Origin of the sequence: Streptomyces sp. HmicA12 (assembly GCF_000373565.1) — a bacterium.
Classification (GTDB): domain Bacteria; phylum Actinomycetota; class Actinomycetes; order Streptomycetales; family Streptomycetaceae; genus Streptomyces.
In genome coordinates, this window is sequence record NZ_KB891802.1 from 165491 (window position 1) to 183896 (window position 18406).

Annotated in this window: 18 protein-coding genes; 8 read left to right on the forward strand and 10 right to left on the reverse strand. The window is 71.5% G+C overall.

Going from position 1 to position 18406, the window contains the following annotated elements; all coding sequences use genetic code 11:
* Window positions 1–10: 10 nt before the first annotated feature.
* Together B072_RS0111610 and trhA are read right to left on the reverse strand one after the other, a co-directional pair.
* Window positions 11–1579, reverse strand: coding sequence for a DHA2 family efflux MFS transporter permease subunit (locus B072_RS0111610; RefSeq protein WP_026245716.1), 1569 nt, complete (start codon window positions 1577–1579; stop codon window positions 11–13).
* 113 nt (window positions 1580–1692) lie between these two features.
* Window positions 1693–2382 carry a PAQR family membrane homeostasis protein TrhA gene (trhA, locus tag B072_RS0111615; protein ID WP_018530114.1) on the reverse strand — a complete coding sequence of 230 codons (690 nt, stop codon included), beginning with the start codon at window positions 2380–2382 and terminating at the stop codon, window positions 1693–1695.
* Between the two features lie 300 nt (window positions 2383–2682).
* Between trhA and B072_RS0111620 the strand changes: the two genes are divergently transcribed.
* Complete coding sequence (locus B072_RS0111620) at window positions 2683–4527, forward strand: phosphoenolpyruvate carboxykinase (GTP) (RefSeq protein ID WP_018530115.1); 1845 nt, start codon at window positions 2683–2685, stop codon at window positions 4525–4527.
* Between the two features lie 59 nt (window positions 4528–4586).
* On the opposite strand, the gene B072_RS0111625 is transcribed toward B072_RS0111620, so the two are convergent.
* The 4 genes from B072_RS0111625 to B072_RS0111645 all read right to left on the reverse strand — a co-directional run bounded on the left by B072_RS0111625 (window position 4587) and on the right by B072_RS0111645 (window position 8283).
* Complete coding sequence (locus tag B072_RS0111625; protein ID WP_026245717.1) at window positions 4587–4985, reverse strand: hypothetical protein; 399 nt, start codon at window positions 4983–4985, stop codon at window positions 4587–4589.
* A gap of 100 nt (window positions 4986–5085) precedes the next feature.
* Window positions 5086–6297, reverse strand: coding sequence for a pyridoxal phosphate-dependent aminotransferase (locus B072_RS0111630; RefSeq protein WP_018530117.1), 1212 nt, complete (start codon window positions 6295–6297; stop codon window positions 5086–5088).
* A gap of 232 nt (window positions 6298–6529) precedes the next feature.
* On the reverse strand, window positions 6530–7138 hold the full coding sequence (locus B072_RS0111640) for a GNAT family N-acetyltransferase (protein ID WP_018530119.1): 609 nt from the start codon (window positions 7136–7138) through the stop codon (window positions 6530–6532).
* Entirely contained in the window at window positions 7135–8283 is a 1149-nt protein-coding gene (locus tag B072_RS0111645) for a ThiF family adenylyltransferase (RefSeq protein WP_018530120.1), read from the reverse strand. Before B072_RS0111645 ends, B072_RS0111640 begins: the two co-directional genes overlap by 4 nt.
* 157 nt (window positions 8284–8440) lie before the next feature.
* Between B072_RS0111645 and B072_RS0111650 the strand changes: the two genes are divergently transcribed.
* Complete coding sequence (locus B072_RS0111650) at window positions 8441–9061, forward strand: alpha-ketoglutarate-dependent dioxygenase AlkB (protein ID WP_018530121.1); 621 nt, start codon at window positions 8441–8443, stop codon at window positions 9059–9061.
* 75 nt (window positions 9062–9136) lie between these two features.
* Complete coding sequence (locus B072_RS48100; RefSeq protein WP_018530122.1) at window positions 9137–9814, forward strand: hypothetical protein; 678 nt, start codon at window positions 9137–9139, stop codon at window positions 9812–9814.
* Between the two features lie 203 nt (window positions 9815–10017).
* On the opposite strand, the gene B072_RS0111660 is transcribed toward B072_RS48100, so the two are convergent.
* Both B072_RS0111660 and B072_RS0111665 read right to left on the reverse strand, forming a co-directional pair.
* The gene (locus B072_RS0111660; protein WP_026245718.1) at window positions 10018–11637 is read right to left on the reverse strand and encodes an N-acyl-D-amino-acid deacylase family protein; all 1620 of its coding nucleotides are present in this window, start codon (window positions 11635–11637) and stop codon (window positions 10018–10020) included.
* A gap of 207 nt (window positions 11638–11844) precedes the next feature.
* A complete protein-coding gene (locus B072_RS0111665) occupies window positions 11845–13122 on the reverse strand; it encodes an amino acid deaminase (RefSeq protein ID WP_018530124.1) in 1278 nt (425 codons plus the stop codon).
* 130 nt (window positions 13123–13252) lie between these two features.
* Between B072_RS0111665 and B072_RS0111670 the strand changes: the two genes are divergently transcribed.
* The 4 genes from B072_RS0111670 to B072_RS0111685 all read left to right on the forward strand — a co-directional run bounded on the left by B072_RS0111670 (window position 13253) and on the right by B072_RS0111685 (window position 17100).
* Window positions 13253–14299 carry a sugar kinase gene (locus tag B072_RS0111670; RefSeq protein WP_026245719.1) on the forward strand — a complete coding sequence of 349 codons (1047 nt, stop codon included), beginning with the start codon at window positions 13253–13255 and terminating at the stop codon, window positions 14297–14299.
* Window positions 14296–15048, forward strand: a complete 753-nt coding sequence (locus B072_RS0111675) for an IclR family transcriptional regulator (protein ID WP_018530126.1) — start codon at window positions 14296–14298, stop codon at window positions 15046–15048. Before B072_RS0111670 ends, B072_RS0111675 begins: the two co-directional genes overlap by 4 nt.
* A 26-nt stretch (window positions 15049–15074) precedes the next feature.
* On the forward strand, window positions 15075–15485 hold the full coding sequence (locus B072_RS0111680; protein ID WP_018530127.1) for a RidA family protein: 411 nt from the start codon (window positions 15075–15077) through the stop codon (window positions 15483–15485).
* Window positions 15486–15615: 130 nt separating this feature from the next.
* On the forward strand, window positions 15616–17100 hold the full coding sequence (locus B072_RS0111685; protein ID WP_018530128.1) for a GntP family permease: 1485 nt from the start codon (window positions 15616–15618) through the stop codon (window positions 17098–17100).
* Window positions 17101–17132: 32 nt separating this feature from the next.
* Here B072_RS0111685 and B072_RS0111690 read toward each other — a convergent pair whose 3' ends face one another.
* A complete protein-coding gene (locus tag B072_RS0111690) occupies window positions 17133–17453 on the reverse strand; it encodes a hypothetical protein (protein ID WP_018530129.1) in 321 nt (106 codons plus the stop codon).
* Window positions 17450–17614, reverse strand: coding sequence for a hypothetical protein (locus B072_RS48105; RefSeq protein ID WP_018530130.1), 165 nt, complete (start codon window positions 17612–17614; stop codon window positions 17450–17452). The genes B072_RS0111690 and B072_RS48105 overlap by 4 nt, the downstream gene beginning before the upstream one ends.
* A gap of 177 nt (window positions 17615–17791) precedes the next feature.
* On the opposite strand from B072_RS48105, the gene B072_RS0111700 reads away from it, so the two are divergent.
* On the forward strand, window positions 17792–18391 hold the full coding sequence (locus B072_RS0111700) for a hypothetical protein (RefSeq protein WP_026245720.1): 600 nt from the start codon (window positions 17792–17794) through the stop codon (window positions 18389–18391).
* The last annotated feature ends 15 nt before the right edge of the window (window positions 18392–18406 follow it).

The following is an 18406-nucleotide window of genomic DNA, read 5'->3' on the forward strand; positions in this document are numbered from 1 at the left end:
GTGCTCATTGTCAGGCATCCGCGCTGATCGGGGCCACCTCCGGGTCGAGGACAGGGGCGGCTTTCACCGATCCGGGCATCAGGGCCGCGGCGAGCAGGGCCGCGGCGAGCGCGACGATCCCGATGACGACCAGGGCGACGTCCATGCCGTGCACGTACGCGGAGTTCGCCGACGCCGCGAGCGCCCGGTCGCCCAGCTGCCCGGCCACCACATGGGCGCCGATCACCGAGTCGCGGGCCGCGTCCGCCGCCGGGCCCGGCAGGCCCGCGGTGCTGAGCCGGTCCGTGTACGCGCCGACGACGAGGGCGCCGAGCAGGGCGACCCCGAGCGCGCTGCCCGTCTGGCGCACGGTGCTCAGCAGTCCGGAGCCGCGGCCGGCCTGGTCCTTGGCGAGCGCGCCGAGGGCACCGCCCATCGCGGGGATCATCGCGAACGCGACGCCGATCCCGGCGATCGACAGCCACAGCGCCGTGAACCCGTACCCCGAGTCGACGGTGGTGCGCGCCCCGAGGAACGCGGCGAAGGCGAGCACCACGAGCGCCACGACGATCACCGATCGCGCCCCGAACTTCACGACCAGCGGCTGTGCCAGCTTCGCCGCGACCAGCATGCCGCCCATCATCGGGATCATCCGGACGCCGGTGCCGAGCGGGTCGGTGCCGAGCGGGTCGGTGCCGAGCACGGCCTGCAGGTACTGCGGCAGCAGGAACATCAGGCCCGACAGCACGAACATGCCGAGCGTCGCCGCGAGGGTGTTGCTGAGGAAGGTGCGGTTGCCCAGGAGCGTGAGGTCGAGCATGGGGCGCTCGCCGCGCCGCTCGCGCAGCACGAGCGCGCCGATCAGGGCGACGGCCGCGGCGAATCCGCCGATGACGACGGTGTCGCTCCAGCCCTTCGCGGGGCCCTCGATGATCGCGTAGATGAGGCTGCCGAGGCCGAGCGCGGTGAGCACCGTGGAGACGACGTCGACCTTGGGCGAGGCCGGGTCCCGGCTCTCGGGGAGCAGGAGCAGGCAGGCGACGATGCCGATGGCGACCATCGGCACGTTCAGGACGAAGACCGAGCCCCACCAGAAGTGGTTCAGCAGCCAGCCGCCGATGATCGGGCCGAGCGGCATGCCGAGCGCGGAGGCCGCCGAGATCATGCCGATGGCCTTGGTCTGCTCCTCGCGCGGGAACAGCGAGGGCAGTACGGAGATGGCGAGCGGCATCACGAACGCCCCGCCGACCCCCATCAGGGCGCGGGCGGCGATCACCCGGTTCACGTCGCCGGCGAAGGCGCCCACGACGGACGCGGCGAGGAAGACGCCGAGCCCGGCGATGAGCATCCGGCGCCGTCCGAACCGGTCGCCGAGCAGTCCGGCCGGGAGCATCAGGGCGGCGAACACCACGATGTACGCGTCCGCCATCCACTGCTGCTGACCGGTGGTGGCGCCGAGGTCCTCGGCGATCGTCGGCAGCGCCACGTTGAGGATCGTCATGTCGAAACCGAGCACCAGCATGCTCGCGACCAGGGCCCCGAGGGCCCACCAGCGCCGGGGATCCGGGCGCGACTCCACTTGCCGAGTGACAGTGACCATGAAATGAGAGTAGCTGTCAGTTGCTAGTGCCTGTCAATGGCGAGTGTCTTTCGGGATCGCGAAAAGGCCGCGGCTGGTGAGCCGCGGCCTTGGGGTGGGTGGCGTGTGGCGGGTCAGCCGTGCTGGTACGCCACCAGCGAGATGCCGACGTAGTGCACGACGAACGCCGCGAGCGTGAGCGAGTGGAAGACCTCGTGGAAGCCGAACCAGCGCGGCGACGGGTTCGGGCGCTTGATGCCGTAGATCACGCCGCCCGCGCTGTAGAGCAGCCCGCCCACGACCACCAGGACGAGCACCGCGACGCCGCCGGTCCGCAGGAAGTCGGGCAGGAAGAAGACCGCCGCCCAGCCCATCGCGATGTAGCAGGGGGTGTAGAGCCAGCGCGGGGCGCCGACCCAGAAGACCCGGAAGATGATGCCCGCCGCGGCCGCCGCCCAGATCCCCCACAGCAGCGCGTCACCCTTGGCGCCGGGCATCAGCAGCATCGCCAGCGGCGTGTACGTGCCCGCGATGATCAGGAAGATGTTGGCGTGATCGAGCCGGCGCAGCACGCCGTCCGCGCGCGGCCCCCAGTTGCCCCGGTGGTAGAGCGCGCTCACCCCGAACAGCAGGCAGGCCGTCAGGACGAAGATCCCGCAGGCGACCCGGCCGCGCGTGGAGTCCGCGAGGGCGGTCAGCACCAGGCCGGAGATGAGCACGGCGGGGAACATGCCGGCGTGCAGCCAGCCGCGCAGTCTCGGCTTCAGTGGGGACGAGTCCACGAGTACGGCGGAGGTTTCGGACTGCTCTGCGGCGACGCTCATGCCCGGCATCGTACCTACGGGACCGTAAGTGGCCGATAGGGCCAACCCCCGGATCCGGCCTGGGGGGAACCCGAATTCATCGATCCTTAAGCCTCTGTCGGCCATCCGGTCGGAGTGGTGATGCTCACGTCGCTCACCTGTGAGGCCCCCTGGACAGATGGGCGAAACGGTCGGATGATCAAATGAGTGCGGTCGGCACCGGATGAGCGCTCACTGAGAGACACAGTGGACGGGAGGCGCAGCGTCCGGGTCGCAGCCCCCACGGGGCAACCAACTCAACACCCTCATTTAGGAGCGATCGTGGCGCGCGACATCGCGGCTCCCGCCCTGGGCACCCTCCCGACCAACCACCAGGAACTGATCTCGTGGGTCAACGAGATCGCCGATCTGACGCAGCCGGACAGCGTGGTCTGGTGCGACGGCTCCGAAGCCGAGTACGAGCGGCTCGCGGACGAACTCGTCGCCAAGGGAACGTTCAAGAAGCTCGACCCGATCAAGCGCCCCAACTCCTACTACGCCGCTTCCGACCCGACCGATGTCGCGCGGGTCGAGGACCGGACGTTCATCTGCTCCGAGAAGGAGGCGGACGCGGGCCCGACGAACCACTGGAAGGCCCCCGCCGAGATGCGGGAGATCTTCCAGGGGGAGAAGGGCGTCTTCCGCGGTTCGATGCGCGGTCGCACGATGTACGTCGTCCCGTTCTGCATGGGCCCGCTCGGCTCGCCGCTCTCCGCGATCGGTGTCGAGATCACCGACTCGGCCTACGTCGCCGTCTCCATGCGCACCATGACCCGGATGGGTCAGCCGGTCCTGGACGAACTCGGCGAGGACGGCTTCTTCGTCAAGGCCGTGCACACCCTGGGCGCTCCGCTGGCGCCGGACGAGGCGGACGTGCCGTGGCCGTGCAACTCCACGAAGTACATCTCGCACTTCCCCGAGAGCCGCGAGATCTGGTCCTACGGCTCCGGGTACGGCGGCAACGCCCTGCTGGGCAAGAAGTGCTACGCGCTGCGCATCGCCTCGGTGATGGCGCGGGACGAGGGCTGGCTGGCCGAGCACATGCTCATCCTCAAGCTGACCCCGCCGCAGGGCGAGTCGAAGTACGTCGCCGCGGCCTTCCCCTCCGCGTGCGGCAAGACCAACCTGGCGATGCTGGAGCCCACGATCTCCGGCTGGACCGTCGAGACGATCGGTGACGACATCGCCTGGATGCGGTTCGGCGAGGACGGCCGCCTCTACGCGATCAACCCCGAGGCCGGCTTCTTCGGCGTCGCGCCCGGCACCGGCGAGCACACCAACGCCAACGCGATGAAGACCCTGTGGGGCAACTCGGTCTTCACCAACGTCGCGCTCACCGACGACAACGACATCTGGTGGGAGGGCATGACGGAGGAGACTCCGGCCCACCTGACGGACTGGAAGGGCAACTCCTGGACACCGGAGTCAGGTGTCCCGGCCGCGCACCCCAACGCCCGCTTCACCACCCCCGCCGCGCAGTGCCCGATCATCGCGCCCGAGTGGGAGGACCCGAAGGGCGTGCCGATCTCGGCGATCCTCTTCGGCGGCCGCCGTGCCTCGGCCGTCCCGCTGGTCACCGAGTCGTTCGACTGGAACCACGGCGTCTTCCTCGGCGCGAACGTGGCCTCCGAGAAGACCGCCGCCGCCGAGGGCAAGGTCGGCGAGCTGCGCCGCGACCCGTTCGCGATGCTGCCGTTCTGCGGCTACAACATGGGCGACTACATGGCCCACTGGGTGAAGGTCGGGGAGGTCGCCGCGCGCAAGGAAGGGGGCGCGTCCAAGCTCCCGAAGATCTACTACGTCAACTGGTTCCGCAAGGACGCGAACGGGCGCTTCGTGTGGCCCGGGTTCGGTGAGAACTCCCGCGTCCTGAAGTGGATCGTGGACCGCCTCGACGGCCGGGCGGAAGGTGTCGAGACCCCGATCGGCATTCTTCCGGCCAAGGGCTCCCTGGACACCGACGGCCTCCAACTGGCCGACGCCGACCTGGAGTTCCTGCTCACCGTCGACAAGGAGGTCTGGCGCGAGGAGGCTGCGCTGGTACCCGAGCACCTCAACACCTTCGGCGATCACACGCCGAAGGAGCTGTGGGACGAGTACCGCAAACTGGTGGACCGCCTCGGCTAGCCCGGACCTGATCAAGCCCCCGCACAACGGCGTGCGGGGGCTTGGTCGTGCCCGCGCCCCTAAGCCGCGACGAGCGTATGCGCCTCCATGCGCTGCGCCGCCAGGATCGCGGCGGCGGTGTCCGCGCGGGACGCGGCGACCACCAGGGCGCGGCCGGCGAGGGCGTGTGCCCGCTGGTGCAGGCCGGCGATGTGCGGCTCGTGGATGGCGGCGGCCACCGCGGACCGCACCGGGGGATGACCGCCCCGGAGGCGGGCGACCTGCGTGGCCAGTGCCTCCGCCGCCTCGTCCAGCTCCATGCTCGGCGAGAGCTGCCGCAGCTCGTCGGTCACCGCGAGCAGGGCGGACAGGTGCCCGGCGAGCTGGATGTCCAGCTCCTCCTCGCGGGAGCGGTGCGGGAAGTCGCTGGGGTCGGCCGCCAACGTGTGGACCGACTTGGTGCGGATCGGCTCGTACATGGAGGCCTCCAGGCAGCGGGGGGTGCGTGGCTTGGCCTTCATCGTACCTTGGAAACTGTCTAAGTTAGAACTTGTCCAAAGTAGCGACCCGGTCCGCGTGTCACGGCTGGCTGTAGCCGTCCAGGAAGTTCCCGATGCGGGTCACCGCCTCCGTGAGCTGCTGGGCCGAGGGCAGCGTGACGACGCGGAAGTGGTCGGGCTCGGGCCAGTTGAAACCGGTGCCGTGGACGACCATGATCTTCTCCGCGCGCAGCAGGTCGAGCACCATCTGCCGGTCGTCCTTGACCTTGAAGACCTTGGGGTCCAGGCGCGGGAAGAGGTAGAGCGCACCCTTGGGCTTGACGCACGTGACGCCCGGGATCTGGGTGAGCAGGTCGTACGCCACGTCCCGCTGTTCCTTCAGGCGGCCGCCCGGCAGCACCAGATCCTTGATCGTCTGGCGGCCGCTCAGCGCCGCGACGACGCCGTGCTGGCCCGGCATGTTCGCGCACAGGCGCATGTTCGCGAGGATCGTGAGGCCCTCGATGTACGACTGCGCGTGCGCGCGCGGGCCCGAGATCGCCATCCAGCCGACGCGGTAACCGGCGACGCGGTACGCCTTCGACATGCCGTTGAAGGTGAGCGTCATCAGGTCGGGGGCGATGGCCGCCGTCGGGGTGTGTGTCGCGTCGTCGTAGAGGATCTTGTCGTAGATCTCGTCGGAGCAGACGAGGAGGTTGTGGCGGCGCGCGATGTCGGTGAGGCCGCGCAGCATCTCGTCGCTGTATACGGCCCCGGTGGGGTTGTTGGGGTTGATGATGACGATCGCCTTGGTGCGGTCGGTCACCTTGCGCTCGACGTCGGCCAGGTCCGGCATCCAGTCGGCCTGTTCGTCGCAGCGGTAGTGGACGGCGGTGCCGCCGGAGAGGGAGACCGCCGCGGTCCACAGCGGGTAGTCCGGGGCCGGGACGAGGACCTCGTCGCCGTCGTCGAGGAGCCCCTGCATCGCCATCACGATGAGCTCGGAGACGCCGTTGCCGATGAAGACGTGCTCGACGTCGGTCTCCACGCCGAGGGTCTGGTAGTGCATCATCACCGCGCGCCGGGCGGAGAGCAGGCCCTTGGCGTCGCCGTAGCCGTGGGCGTCGCCGAGGTTGCGGAGCATGTCCTCGAGGATCTCGGGCGGGCAGTCGAAGCCGAACGCCGCCGGGTTGCCGGTGTTGAGCTTGAGGATGCGGTGGCCTGCCGCTTCCAGCCGCATCGCCTCCTCGAGAACCGGGCCCCGGATCTCGTAGCAGACGTTGGAGAGCTTGGTCGACTGGATGAGCTGCATGGTCCGACTTTACGGCGGTGTTTCGCGCGGCCGCGCTTTCTTTACGGCCTCCTGGGCGGCCCGTGACCGGCCCGGTTTCGGATGCGGTGGCACCGGGTGCCGGACGTCTTCGGAATGCGGGGTGGGGCGGTCGGCGGGGCTTTGATGAGGTTGGTCGCGGACGCGGGTGAGATGGGCCACGTGACGGGCCACGTCACCGCCCCCGCACGGGAGATGACGTGGCCCGGGCCTCTCAGGCGTGGGTGAGCGGGGTGGCCGCGCCGTCGAGGATGGCCCGCTCGGCGGGGGTCGCCTGCGCGATCCACTCGGGGGCGAGCGCCGCGTACGTCGTGACGTCGTGCCAGGTCCCCTGGGTGTGGAACAGCTGGCGCAGCGTGGCCTCGGGGCGCAGCCCGGCCGCGAGCATGATGTCCCGCATCCGCGTGTGGTCGGCGCGGTGGCCGGCCCAGATCCGGTGCAGGCCGAGCCGGCCGAAGCCGTGGGCCATGAGCAGCCGGCCCGCCTCGTGGCCGTGGCCGCGCAACGGGGCGTCCGGCAGCAGGACGAGGCTGGTGAGCATGGCGTTGCGGCCGTACTCCTCCAGGAGCAGGCCCATGGTGCCGACCATGGTGTCGTCGCCCGGCGCGCACACGGCCAGGGTGTGCTTGCGGCGGGGATGGGAGTGCGGCTGGGTCAGGGCCTGCACGAAGGCGTCCTGGGCCTGGCGGGGGTCCATGCGGTCGACGCCGAGATAGCGGGTCAGGGCCCGGTGCGTGTGGATGCGTTCGAACGGGCCGAGGTCGGTGGGACGCAGCTCGCGCAGCCAGAGCCGGTGGCCGTGGAGTTCGGGGAGATGGTTCACGGGGTCGCTCCGACGGTCGCGGGGGTCTTGGCGTGGCCGACGAGTTCCTCCAGGTCGACGTAGTAGCGCCCCGACGCCACCGGGTGTCCGAGCAGGACGCGCCGGGCGGTGTCGGTGACCAGGGCGCCGCCGAGCACCACACCACTGGCCAGCTGCGGCCAGCTGGCGAGGGTGGTGCCGATCCGCCGCAGGGCGTCGGTCATGGCGGGGCTCAGGTTCGCCTCGTCGCAGATGTCGAGGAGGTACGCCGTCGTGGCGGCCGGGCCGAGGGCGCGCACCTCGCCCGCGGTGAGGCCGCCGCCGCGGCCGTGGAAGAGCGGGCGGCCGGGTTCCAGGTCGAAGCGCTCGACGTCGAGCATGCCGCGGTCGTTGGCGTCCATGAGGACGGGGACGCGGCGGACGCGGGCGTGCTCGCGCACGGCCGTCTTCACCCAGGGGGTGTCGCACTCCTCCACCACCAGGTCGAGCGCGGCACCGTCCGAGCCGTCTGCGCCGAAGAACGCGTCGAGGGTGTCCTCGGTCAGCCCTTCGGACCAGAGCTCGATGTCGAGATAGGGGTCGGTCTCGTACATCTGACGGGCGCACAGGACGGTCTTGGCGACGCCGAGGTCGTGCACGCCGGCCCGCAGCCGGTTGAGGTTGCTCAGGCCGATGTGGTCGAAGTCGGCGAGCCGGAACGATCCTCCGACGCCTTCCATGGCGCAGGTGAGAGCGGCGCTGTTGCCCACGGACAGGCCGACCACGCCGATCCGGCGGCCGAGCAGGAGCTCCTGCTCGACGCACGTGATCTTGTCGCGGTTGCGGTCGGTGCGCACCCGGCGGAACTCCCGTTCCGGCAGGACGTGGACGAGCCGGCGCGACCACGGGTACCAGACCCAGCTCCCGTACTGCTGGAGCTCGGTCCCGGCCAGCAGGTCGGCGACGGCGGCGGCGTGCGCGGGGCCGTCGGGCGCGGCGCCGGGGTCCAGGCAGCGCACGAGTTCGGCGAGCTGGTCCTCGATGCGGTCGTGGAGCTCCCGTACGGAACCGGAGGCCAGCAGGGAGTCGAAGCGTGCCCGGTCGCGGGGATCGGTGAGGCGCAGCAGGACGGGGCGCCAGGGAGCCGGTGGGGTCGGGCCCGCCGAACCGTGTGCGCGCTCACTCACGGTGACGGAAGAAACGGAATCAATCACAAGGCGTGAAATTAGCAGCGTGAGATGGGTTTCAGGGCCATAAGCGGAATGAAGCGGCACGGGAAAACGTGAGCGAGACACCCCCGACGTGTTTCGTGCACATGTTCGAATCGCGTACTACGGTGGAGCCATGCTTCAGGGATCGCTCTTCGACCAGGCCGAGGAGATCGGGCTCGGCCCGCTCACCGGTGTGCGGCGGACCGTGCTCGGGGACGGCGCCTGGATCGACGTACTGCCGGGCTGGCTGCGCGGCGCCGACGAGCTGTACGAGCGGCTGGCCGGGTCCGTGCCGTGGCAGGCCGAGCGGCGGCAGATGTACGAGCGGGTCGTCGACGTGCCGCGGCTGCTCAAGTTCTACGGGGCCGGGCAGGAGCTGCCGCATCCGGTGCTCGGTGCGGCGCGGGACGCGCTGTCCGCCCACTACTCGGGGGAGCTGGGGGAGCCGTTCACCACCGCGGGGCTCTGCTTCTACCGCGACGGACGGGACAGCGTCGCCTGGCACGGGGACCGGATCGGGCGCGGGGCGCGCGAGGACACGATGGTGGCCATCGTGTCCGTGGGGGCGCCGCGGGATCTGGTGCTGCGGCTGCTGGGCGGGGGCGGCCCGAGCGTGCGGCGGGCGCTCGGGCACGGCGACCTCATCGTGATGGGCGGGTCCTGCCAGCGGACCTGGGAACACGCGATCCCGAAGTCGACGCGGGCGGCCGGGCCCCGGATCAGTGTGCAGTTCCGGCCGCGGGGGGTGCGCTGAGCGGCGGTTGGCTGATTTGTATCGGTATCGCCGTTGGCTGTCGCGCGGGTCCCGCAGTCCTTAGAATGCGCGCCCATGTCCTGGCAGCACCCCCACGAAGGCGACGACCTCGCGGTCCCCGAGGTCGTGTACGACCCGCAGCGGTCCGCCCGCGCGTACGACGGCTATGCCGACCCGGCCGCGGCTCATGGCTGGAACGAAGCGGTCACGCCGGATCCCCGCGCCTACCCCGACGCGTACGACACGGCCCGGCTCGATCCCGTCCCCGCCGATCCCGACCCCGACCCCGCCCCCGGGCCCGGTGACGGTGCCGTGTTCGTCGACGGGTCGGGGCGCAGACTGCGGCTGATGCGGTGGGGCGGGCTCGCGCTCGGCGCGGCCTGCGTCGTCTTCCTCGGTGCCGTCGTCACCGGCCTGTTCGGGTCGAGCCCGTCGGGCGGGTCGCTGCCCGGGAAGGATGAGCGGAGCGGGCACGAGCAGCCGCGCGCCGAGCACTCCGCGGCGCCCTCCGCCGACCCCGGCGCCCGCACCGCGGACCCCGGCGCGAGCCCGGCCGCCGCGGAGCGCGACGAGCCGGCCGACTCGTCCGGCGGGAGCGCGAGCCCGACCGCCTCCGCGCCACGGACCACGACCGCGGCGACGCCGACGGCCACGGCGGCGGGCCGCACCGCGCCCGCCCGGGGCAACTCCGCCGACAAGCCCGGCCGCGGCAACGGCACACCGGGGTCGGGGGCGACCAAGGGGGCGAACTGACGCCACCGCCCCGCCCGAGCGCCTGTCCGGCGGATCTCGTCGCGGGCGCGGTCTGTGGTGCGCGCATCTGCGGCGTTGTCGTCGGTTGCCGACGCTCCGCGTTGACGCCCTCCTCCGCCTTGCAGCCGCACGCACCACAGACCGCTCACCAGCACAGGAATGCGCGGGCCACCCGGAATGCGACCTGATCCGCCGGGCAGGCCCTAGCCGACGGCGCCGGGCGTGCGTCGTACGGACCTGCCCGCCAGGACGTCCGTGCGGCGGCCGTCCTCGATCACGAACTTCCCGTCGATCAGGACGTGCGGGATGCCGACCGGCAGTGTGCGGGGTGACGCGAACGTCGAGCCCGCCGCGACCGTCTCCGGATCGAAGAGGACCAGGTCGGCGCGGTAGCCCTCGCGGACGAGCCCGCGGTCGGGCAGCCGCAGCCGGGCCGCGGGGCGCGAGGTGAGGTGCGCGACCGTCTCCTCCAGGGACATGACGCCCAGGTCACGGGCGTAGTGGCCGAGGTAGTGCGGGAACGTGCCGTACGCGCGCGGGTGCGGCTTCGTGCCCTGGAGGATGCCGTCGCTGCCGCCGGTGTGCACCGGATGCCGCATGATCGCGCGGACGTTCTCCTCGTGGCCGACGTGCTGGAGGATCGTCGTGCCGAGGCTGTCGTCCAGGAGCAGACGGCGGGCGGTGGCCCAGGTGGACTCGGCGCGTTCGGCGGCGGACTCGGCGACCGTCTTGCCGACGTGGTCGGCGAGTTCGGGGTTCACCGTCCCCGAGATCTCGATCCTGTCCCACTCGATCGGTACGCCGTGACAGCCGTCGGAGCCGACCTCCTCGACGTCCTTGCGGATGCGCTCGGACGTCGCGTCGTCGCGCAGCCGCGCGAGGGTGGCGTCCGGGCCGCCCTCGTTGGCCCAGCTCGGCAGCATCGCCACGAGCGTCGTGGCGCCGGGGGTGTAGGGGTACGTGTCCAGGCTGATGTCGGCGCCGGACGCGATCGCCTCGTCGAGGAGGGCGAGCAGGTCCACGCCCTTGCCCTTGTTCACGCCGAAGTTCATGGTGGCGTGGGCCAGGTGGAGGGCGCAGTCCGCGGTGCGCGTCAGCTCCACCATCTCGCGGTACGCGTCGAGCGCGCCGGCCCCGTAACTGCGGTGGTGGGGGCAGTAGTAGCCGTCGTACGCGGCCACGGTGCGGCAGAGTTCGGTGAGTTCGGCGTCCTTGGCGTACATGCCGGGGGTGTAGGTGAGGCCGGACGACATGCCGACGGCGCCCTGCTCCATGCCCTCGGCGACGAGGCGCCGCATGTGGTCGAGCTCGGCGTCGGTCGCGTCGCGGTCGTCCCAGCCGACCGCGTACATGCGGACCGTGCCCTGGGGGATGAGGTAGGCGGCGTTCACGGCGATGCCGCGGTCGAGGCGGTCCAGGTACTCGCCGACGGTGCGCCAGTCGAAGTCCACGGAGGTGTCGTCGGGGCCGCCGCCGTTCCAGCCGGTGATGGTGCGGCGGACCTGGTCCAGGGTGCGGTCGTCGACCGGGGCGTAGGACAGGCCGTCCTGGCCGAGGACCTCCAGGGTGACGCCCTGGGCGGCCTTCGCGCTGTGGTCCGGGTCGCGGAGCAGCGCGAGGTCGCTGTGCGCGTGCATGTCGATGAAGCCGGGGCTCAGGGCGAGGCCGTCGGCGTCCACGGTGCGGGGCCCTGCCGGGCGGGGGCCGGCGTCGTGCTCCCGGTGGATCTCGGCGATCCGGCCCTCGGTGAGCTTCACGTCAGCGCGGTAGGAGGCTCCGCCGGTGCCGTCGATCACTCGGGTGTTCTTGATGACCAGGTCCAGGGCCATGGGGGAGCCTCTCGTCTGCCGGGTTGCTGATGGGTGGGTGGGTGCGGGTCCGGTGGGGGCTGGTCGCGCAGTTCCCCGCGCCCCTCACGCACTCGCGTCTGCCGGGTCGCTGTCGCGTGGGCGGGTGCGGGCCGGTGGTCCTGCTTCGCGCAGTTCCCCGCACCCCTGAAGGGCCGCGGATCCGCGGCCGAACGAACCCGCCTAGAAGAACGTCCGCACGTAGTCCACGACCGTTCCGTCCGCCTCCACCACCGGAATCAGCTGCCACTTGTCGAACGACGTGCACGGGTGGGACAGGCCCATCCCGAGCCAGTCGCCCACCTCGAGACCGGCGCCCGCTTCCAGGCGGAGCCACCCGTGCTGGTCGGAGAGGCCCGTCACCGAGACCCCGGCCGCGTCACGGATCACGCCCGTAGCGGCGTCCCGCACGACCTGGGCCTCCGGAAGGTCCAGGTCGTACGCGGCGTCGCGCTTGCCCGCGTTCGTGAACGCCTGGTCCGGCGCCGGACGCGAGACGACCTGCGCCCACAGCCGGAACGCCGGGTGCAGCGCGCCCTCCTCGGGGACCCGGTTGAAGGGGGTGAGGTGCCGGTAGTGACCGTCGTCGTGCGAGACGTACGCGCCGGAGCGCAGCAACTTCAGGACGGGAAGCGTCAGTTCGGGGACGTCCGCGAACACGTCCGCCACCGCGTCGAACCACGCGCTGCCGCCCGCGCTGACCACGATCTCGTCCAGGCCCGCGAACCGGCCCGCCGTGTCGAAGTCCACCGCGAGCGCCACGAGCCGGCGCAGCCACGCCCGTACCCGCTCGCCGTCCGCCTCGGGCACCTCGCCCTCGTACCCGGCGACACCGACCAGACGCAGCCGGTCCGCCGTCGCCACCGCGTCCGCGACCGCCGCGCACTCCGCTTCCGTGCGGGTGCCGGTCCGCGCGCCCACACCGGCGCCGAGCTCCACGACGACGTCGACCGGGCGGGTCGCCCCCGCCGCCGACAGAGCGGCCTGCATCAGCTCCACGCCGCGTACGGAATCCACGTAGCAGACGAAGCGGAACGAGGGGTCCGAGGAGAGCTCGCCCGCGAGCCAGCGCAGCGCCGCCGCGTCGACGAGTTCGTTCGCCAGGAAGATCCGCTCGATCCCGAACTCCCGTGCCACGCGCACCTGGTGGGGCACGGCGAGGGTGATGCCCCACGCCCCGTGCTCGATCTGCCGCTGGAAGAGCCGCGGCGCCATCGACGTCTTGCCGTGCGGGGCGAAGGCCAGGCCGTGCCGGGTGGCGTACGTCTCCATGAGCGCGAGGTTGTGCTCCAGGCGCTCGGCGGAGAGGGCGAGGACGGGAGTGGTGAAGCCGTCCGTGAAGAGGTTCAGGCGGCGGGCCGCGAGGTCGGCCACTGTCGCGCCCTCGGCCTCGGGCGGCAGGCCCTTGAAGCGGAAGTCCACCCGTTCCTGCGCGAGCTCGTCCAAGCGGTTGGCGGTCATGGAGCCTCCTCCAGGGGGACTGTTGCAATATCTGCAACGGTCATTGCGTATGTCGCTCACTGCTGTCTAACATCCGAGCCGACGCCGGGTCAACGGAGCCGTTGGCCGTCAGCCCCGAGGAGGACGCCCGATGAATGGCACGCCCGAAGGAACACCCGTGGATGTCGTCGCGCTCGGCGAGTCCATGGTCACGTTCCTGCCCGGCGTACCGGGGCGCCTCGCCGACGTGCCCTCCTTCGACCGCGGGATCGGCGGCGCCGAGTCCAACGTGGCGTGCGTGCTGGCCGCCGGCGGACACCGCGCCCGCTGGGTCAGCCGGGTCGGCGCCGACGGCTTCGGCGACCACCTGGTCGAGGCCATCGGCGCGTACGGCGTCGACGTCACGGCCGTACGCCGCGACCCCACCCGCCCCACCGGCATCTACTTCCGCACGGCCGGGGACCGTTCCTCCGACGCGCACGAGGTCGCCTACTACCGCGCCGGGTCCGCGGCCTCCGCGATGTCCGTCGCCACCCTGGACCTCGACGCGCTGCGCGACGGGCGCGTGCTGCACCTGTCCGGGATCACGGCCGCGCTCTCCGCCGACTGCCTCGACCTGCTGCACGCGCTGACCGACGGCTCGACGCCCGGCACCGTCTCCTTCGACGTCAACCACCGGCCGGGCCTGTGGCGCACCCCCGCCGACGCGCGGGTCCTGCTCGACCTCGCCCGCCGCGCCGACCTCGTCTTCGTCGGCGAGGACGAGGCCGAGGACGCCTGGGGCGTCACCGGCGGGCCCGACGCGATCCGCGCCGCGCTGCCCGAGCCTGCCGTCCTCGTCGTCAAGCGCGGCGCCGACGGCGCCGTCGCGTACGACGAGCACGGACGCCACGAAGAACCCGCCCCGCGCGTCGACGTCGTCGCGGCCGTCGGTGCCGGTGACGCCTTCGCCGCCGGCTTCCTCTCCGCCACCCTGCGCGGCCTGCCCGCCGCCGACCGGCTCCGCCACGGGCACCTGTGGGCGGCCGCCGCCCTCACCGTCCCCGGCGACCTCGCCGCACCCCCGAGCCGCGCCCACGCCGACCGCCTGGTCGCCCTGGACGCCGCCGCGTGGGGGAGACTGCACCTCGGCCCCGGCTGGACCGAAGCGACCGGCTCAGCCGTCCATGAGGCCGCCGAGGAGGTACGTACGCCATGAGCCAGACCGTCGACCGCGCGCTCAGCATCCTGCCGCTGCTCGCCGAGGGCCCCGCCGACCTGGGTCAGGTCGCCGAGCGGCTCGGCGTGCACAAGTCCACGGCGCTGCGCCTGCTGCGCACGCTGCACGAGCACGGCCTGGTGTACCGCCAGACCGACCAGCGCTACCGGCTCGGGGCCCGGCTCTTCGCCCTCGCCCAGGAGGCGGTGGAGAACCTCGACGTCCGGGAGATCGCCCACCCCCACCTGACCGCGCTCAACGAGAAGTGCGGGCACACGATCCACCTCGCCGTGTACGAGGAGCACGAGGTCCTCTACATCGACAAGGTCGAGAGCCGCTACCCGGTCCGCATGTACTCGCGCATCGGCAAGCCCGTCGCCATCACGGTCGCCGCCGTCGCGAAACTCCTCCTCGCCGACCTCACCGAACCCGAGCGCCGCGCCGTCGCGGAGAAGCTCGACTACCCCATGTACACGCCCCGTTCCACCCCCAACGCCCCCGCATTCCTGAGGGAGTTGGAGAAGGTGCGCGAACAGGGGTGGGCCACCGACCTCGGTGGCCACGAGGAGTCCATCAACTGCGTCGGGGCGCCCATCCGCGGCGCCGACGGCCGCGTCGTCGCCGCCATGTCGGTCTCCGCGCCGAACGTGGTCGTCACCGCGGAGGAACTCCTCACCCTGCTCCCGCTCGTGCGCCGCACGGCGGAGGCCATCAGCCGGGACTACTCCGGTAACCCCCCAATGAAGTAACCCCCGATGAAGGAAGCCAGTTCACGATGACCGAGAAGATCGCCCTCACCCCGGCCACCCACACCACCCCGCCCGCGAAGTTCTCGCACGGCGTCAAGAAGGGCAACCTCCTTCAGGTCGCCGGCCAGGTCGGCTTCCTCCCGGCAGTCGAGGGCCAGGCCCCGACCCCGGCGGGTCCGACGCTGCGCGAGCAGACCCTCCAGACGTTCGCCAACGTCAAGGCGATCCTCGAAGAGGGCGGCGCCACCTGGGACGACGTCATGATGATGCGCGTCTACCTGACGGACGTCGACCACTTCGCCGAGATGAACAAGATCTACAACGAGTACTTCGAGGAGCAGGGCCTGAAGGCCCCGGCCTCCGCCCGCACGACCGTCTACGTCGGTCTGCCCAAGGGCCTGCTCATCGAGATCGACGCGCTCGCCGTCCTCGGCTGAGTCCGCGCCCCCACCTGAACAACCCGCAAGCCGTACGTCGTCACGGCACGGCCCACCAGCGCCTCCGGCGCGGTGCGCCGTGCCGCGATCCCCCCTGCCCTGAAAGCCCCATGCACTTACGAGGTCAACGATGTCCCCGTTCGCTCCGCTCGCGGCCGCCGCCCCAGCCGAAACGCCTCCCCACACCGGCGGCATCCTCACGATCATCGACGGCACGGCCGGTCTGCTGACCGTCGCCGCCCTCGGCATCGTGCTGCTGCTCTTCCTGATCATCAAGGCCCGCATACAGCCCTTCGTGGCGCTCCTCGCGGTCTCCATAGCCGTCGGCCTCGGCGCGGGACTCTCGGTCACCGAACTCTTCGGCACCGTCCAGAAGTCCGACGCCGTCTCCACCATCGAGTCCGGCATGGGCGGCACGCTCGGCCACGTCGCGATCATCATCGGACTCGGCACCATGCTCGGCGCGGTGCTCGAGGTCTCCGGCGGCGCCGAGGTCCTGGCCTCCCGCCTGCTCAACCTCTTCGGCGAGAAGCGCGCCCCGCTCGCGATGGGCCTGACCGGCCTGATCTTCGGTATCCCGGTCTTCTTCGACGTCGGCATCTTCGTCCTCGCGCCGATCGTCTACGCGGCCGCCAAGCGCGGCGGCAAGTCGATCATCCTCTACTGCATGCCGCTGCTCGCCGGCCTGTCGATGACGCACGCCTTCCTGCCGCCGCACCCGGGCCCCGTCGCCGCCGCCGGACTCCTCAAGGTCGACCTCGGCTGGGTCATCCTCATGGGCATCGTCTGCGGCATCCCGGCCGTGCTCGCCGCCTGGGGCTGGGCCGCCTGGATCGGCAAGCGGATCTTCGTGCCCGTACCGCAGGACATGGTCGAGGCCGCCGAGGAGGCCAAGGCCGCGCTCGCCGAGGAGCAGCGCGCCTCCGGTGTCACCCCGACCGAGAAGCCGGTCTCGCTGGGCGTCGTCTTCACCATCATCGGTACGCCGCTGATCCTGATCCTCCTCGCGACGTTCTCCTCGATCGCCTTCGACCCCTCGACGGGCCGCTCGGTCATCGAGTTCTTCGGTCACCCCTTCGTGGCGCTGACGATCGCCCTGCTCATGGCGTACTACCTGCTCGGCATCCGCCGCGGCTGGTCGCGCAAGTCCCTGGAGACGGTGTCGACGGCGTCCCTGAAGCCGGTCGGCAACATCCTGCTGGTGGTCGGCGCGGGCGGCGTCTTCGGAGCCGTCCTCAAGGCGAGCGGCATCGCGCAGGCCCTCGCCGACACGTTCAACAACGTGGGCCTGCCGATCATCGTCCTCGCCTACCTGATCTCCCTCGTCCTGCGCGTCGCCCAGGGCTCGGCGACGGTCGCGATCGTGACGACGGCGGGCATCGTGGCCCCGCTCCTCTCCGAGGGCCACCACTCCCAGGCCTTCGTGGCGCTGGTCATCATGGCGATCTCGGCGGGCTCCATCTTCGCCTCGCACGTCAACGACGGCGGCTTCTGGATGGTCGCCAAGTACTTCGGCATCTCGGAGCGCGACACCCTGCGCACCTGGACCGTCCTGGAGTCGGTCCTGTCGCTGGCCGGGTTCGCGGTCGCGGCCGTGGTCAGTCTGTTCGTCTGACGGCGGTGAGGGCGGCGGCCGGACCGGCGCCCTCACCCCGAACAGCCCGTACCCCCGGCCGGATCCGGCGCGTACACCCAGTACAGCGCGAGGAGTTGGACGGCGAGCAGCAGAACGCCGCCGCACACGAGCACCACCCGCCCGCCGCTGAGGCGCCGCATGCCGCGCACGGCGACCACCAGCGCGGCCGCACTGCACAGCGGCCCCGCCCACGCGGTGACGTACATCCGCGCCGAGGGGCCCAGGTACGCGCAGTCGCGGAACGTGTCCGCGTCGAAGGAGAACCGGGCGGCCGGCAGCCCGGCCGACACGGCGACCAGGACAGCGGCGGCGGTCGCACGGGACGTCGTCATCGCGACAGACGTCCGCGCGGATAAGGTGCCGCCCCGAAGACGAGCAGCGCGAACGCGGCCAGGCGCCGCAGCCCCGGCTGCTCGGCGAAGCCGCTGCGCCGAAGGGCGTGGACCGCGTACCAGTTGGCGGCGATGCCGGTCGCAGGACCCCCGTCGGTCAAGGAGCTCTCCTCGGGTTCGCCGTGCGGTGGGACGCGTACGCGTCCGTTCATGGTGCCGTGTTCTGCCCGGGGACGGGCGAGTACCGCGGCGTCGGACGGCCTGGGCTGATCCGGCCTCTCCTTTCGATCGGCGCCCGGCCTCCACGGGACACAGCGACGTCCGCCATACTTCGGCCCGTGGAGCAGCGTATGGAGAACGAGAAGGTCACGCCCGTCGCCGGCGCCGGTTTCGATCCGGCGTTCGTCCCCGGCCTGACGTCTCCCGCCAAGGAGACGGTTGTCGAGGACGCCCAGGCCACGGTCACGGAAACAGACGAGACCGCGGGGGAGGTGACGACGCGGGACGAGGCCGGTGCGAAGAAGCCGTCGCTCGACAAGAAGGCGCCCGAGCCGAAGGACGCCGAACCCGAAGCCGACGACGAAGCCGACGACGAAGAGGCGGCCGACTCCAAGGCGCCCAAGGCATCCAAGGCGTCCAAGGCGCCCAAGGGCTCCGACGGCGTCGAGGACGTCACCCTCGAGGCCAAGGACCGGCGCGGCTCGATCACCGTCGACGCGACCGGCGTCCGCTTCACGCTCGACGACCAGGAAGCCGACTTCACCTGGGACGAGATCAGCGCGGTCGAGTTCGGCACGGCCCGCAAGCGCCTCACGGTGACGGTGCACACGCCGAACAGCCGCTGGTACCCGAACGACGTCGAGGCGCCCGACAAGTCGCGCCTCAACGAGTGGACGGAGACCCTCGACAAGGCGCTGGACGCGTACTTCGAGGACTGAGGGGCGGTACGGGCG

Bases quoted from the DNA above. Each gene is read 5' to 3' on its own strand.
- B072_RS0111675 (WP_018530126.1), top strand. From the start codon at position 14,296: ATGAGCCAGACCGTCGACCGCGCGCTCAGCATCCTGCCGCTGCTCGCC.
- B072_RS0111650 (WP_018530121.1), top strand. From the start codon at position 8,441: ATGCTTCAGGGATCGCTCTTCGACCAGGCCGAGGAGATCGGGCTCGGC.
- B072_RS0111680 (WP_018530127.1), top strand. From the start codon at position 15,075: ATGACCGAGAAGATCGCCCTCACCCCGGCCACCCACACCACCCCGCCC.
- B072_RS0111625 (WP_026245717.1), bottom strand. From the start codon at position 4,985: ATGTACGAGCCGATCCGCACCAAGTCGGTCCACACGTTGGCGGCCGAC.
- B072_RS48100 (WP_018530122.1), top strand. From the start codon at position 9,137: ATGTCCTGGCAGCACCCCCACGAAGGCGACGACCTCGCGGTCCCCGAG.
- B072_RS0111630 (WP_018530117.1), bottom strand. From the start codon at position 6,297: ATGCAGCTCATCCAGTCGACCAAGCTCTCCAACGTCTGCTACGAGATC.
- B072_RS0111685 (WP_018530128.1), top strand. From the start codon at position 15,616: ATGTCCCCGTTCGCTCCGCTCGCGGCCGCCGCCCCAGCCGAAACGCCT.
- B072_RS0111670 (WP_026245719.1), top strand. From the start codon at position 13,253: ATGAATGGCACGCCCGAAGGAACACCCGTGGATGTCGTCGCGCTCGGC.
- B072_RS0111690 (WP_018530129.1), bottom strand. From the start codon at position 17,453: ATGACGACGTCCCGTGCGACCGCCGCCGCTGTCCTGGTCGCCGTGTCG.
- trhA (WP_018530114.1), bottom strand. From the start codon at position 2,382: ATGAGCGTCGCCGCAGAGCAGTCCGAAACCTCCGCCGTACTCGTGGAC.
- B072_RS0111610 (WP_026245716.1), bottom strand. From the start codon at position 1,579: ATGGTCACTGTCACTCGGCAAGTGGAGTCGCGCCCGGATCCCCGGCGC.
- B072_RS0111665 (WP_018530124.1), bottom strand. From the start codon at position 13,122: ATGACCGCCAACCGCTTGGACGAGCTCGCGCAGGAACGGGTGGACTTC.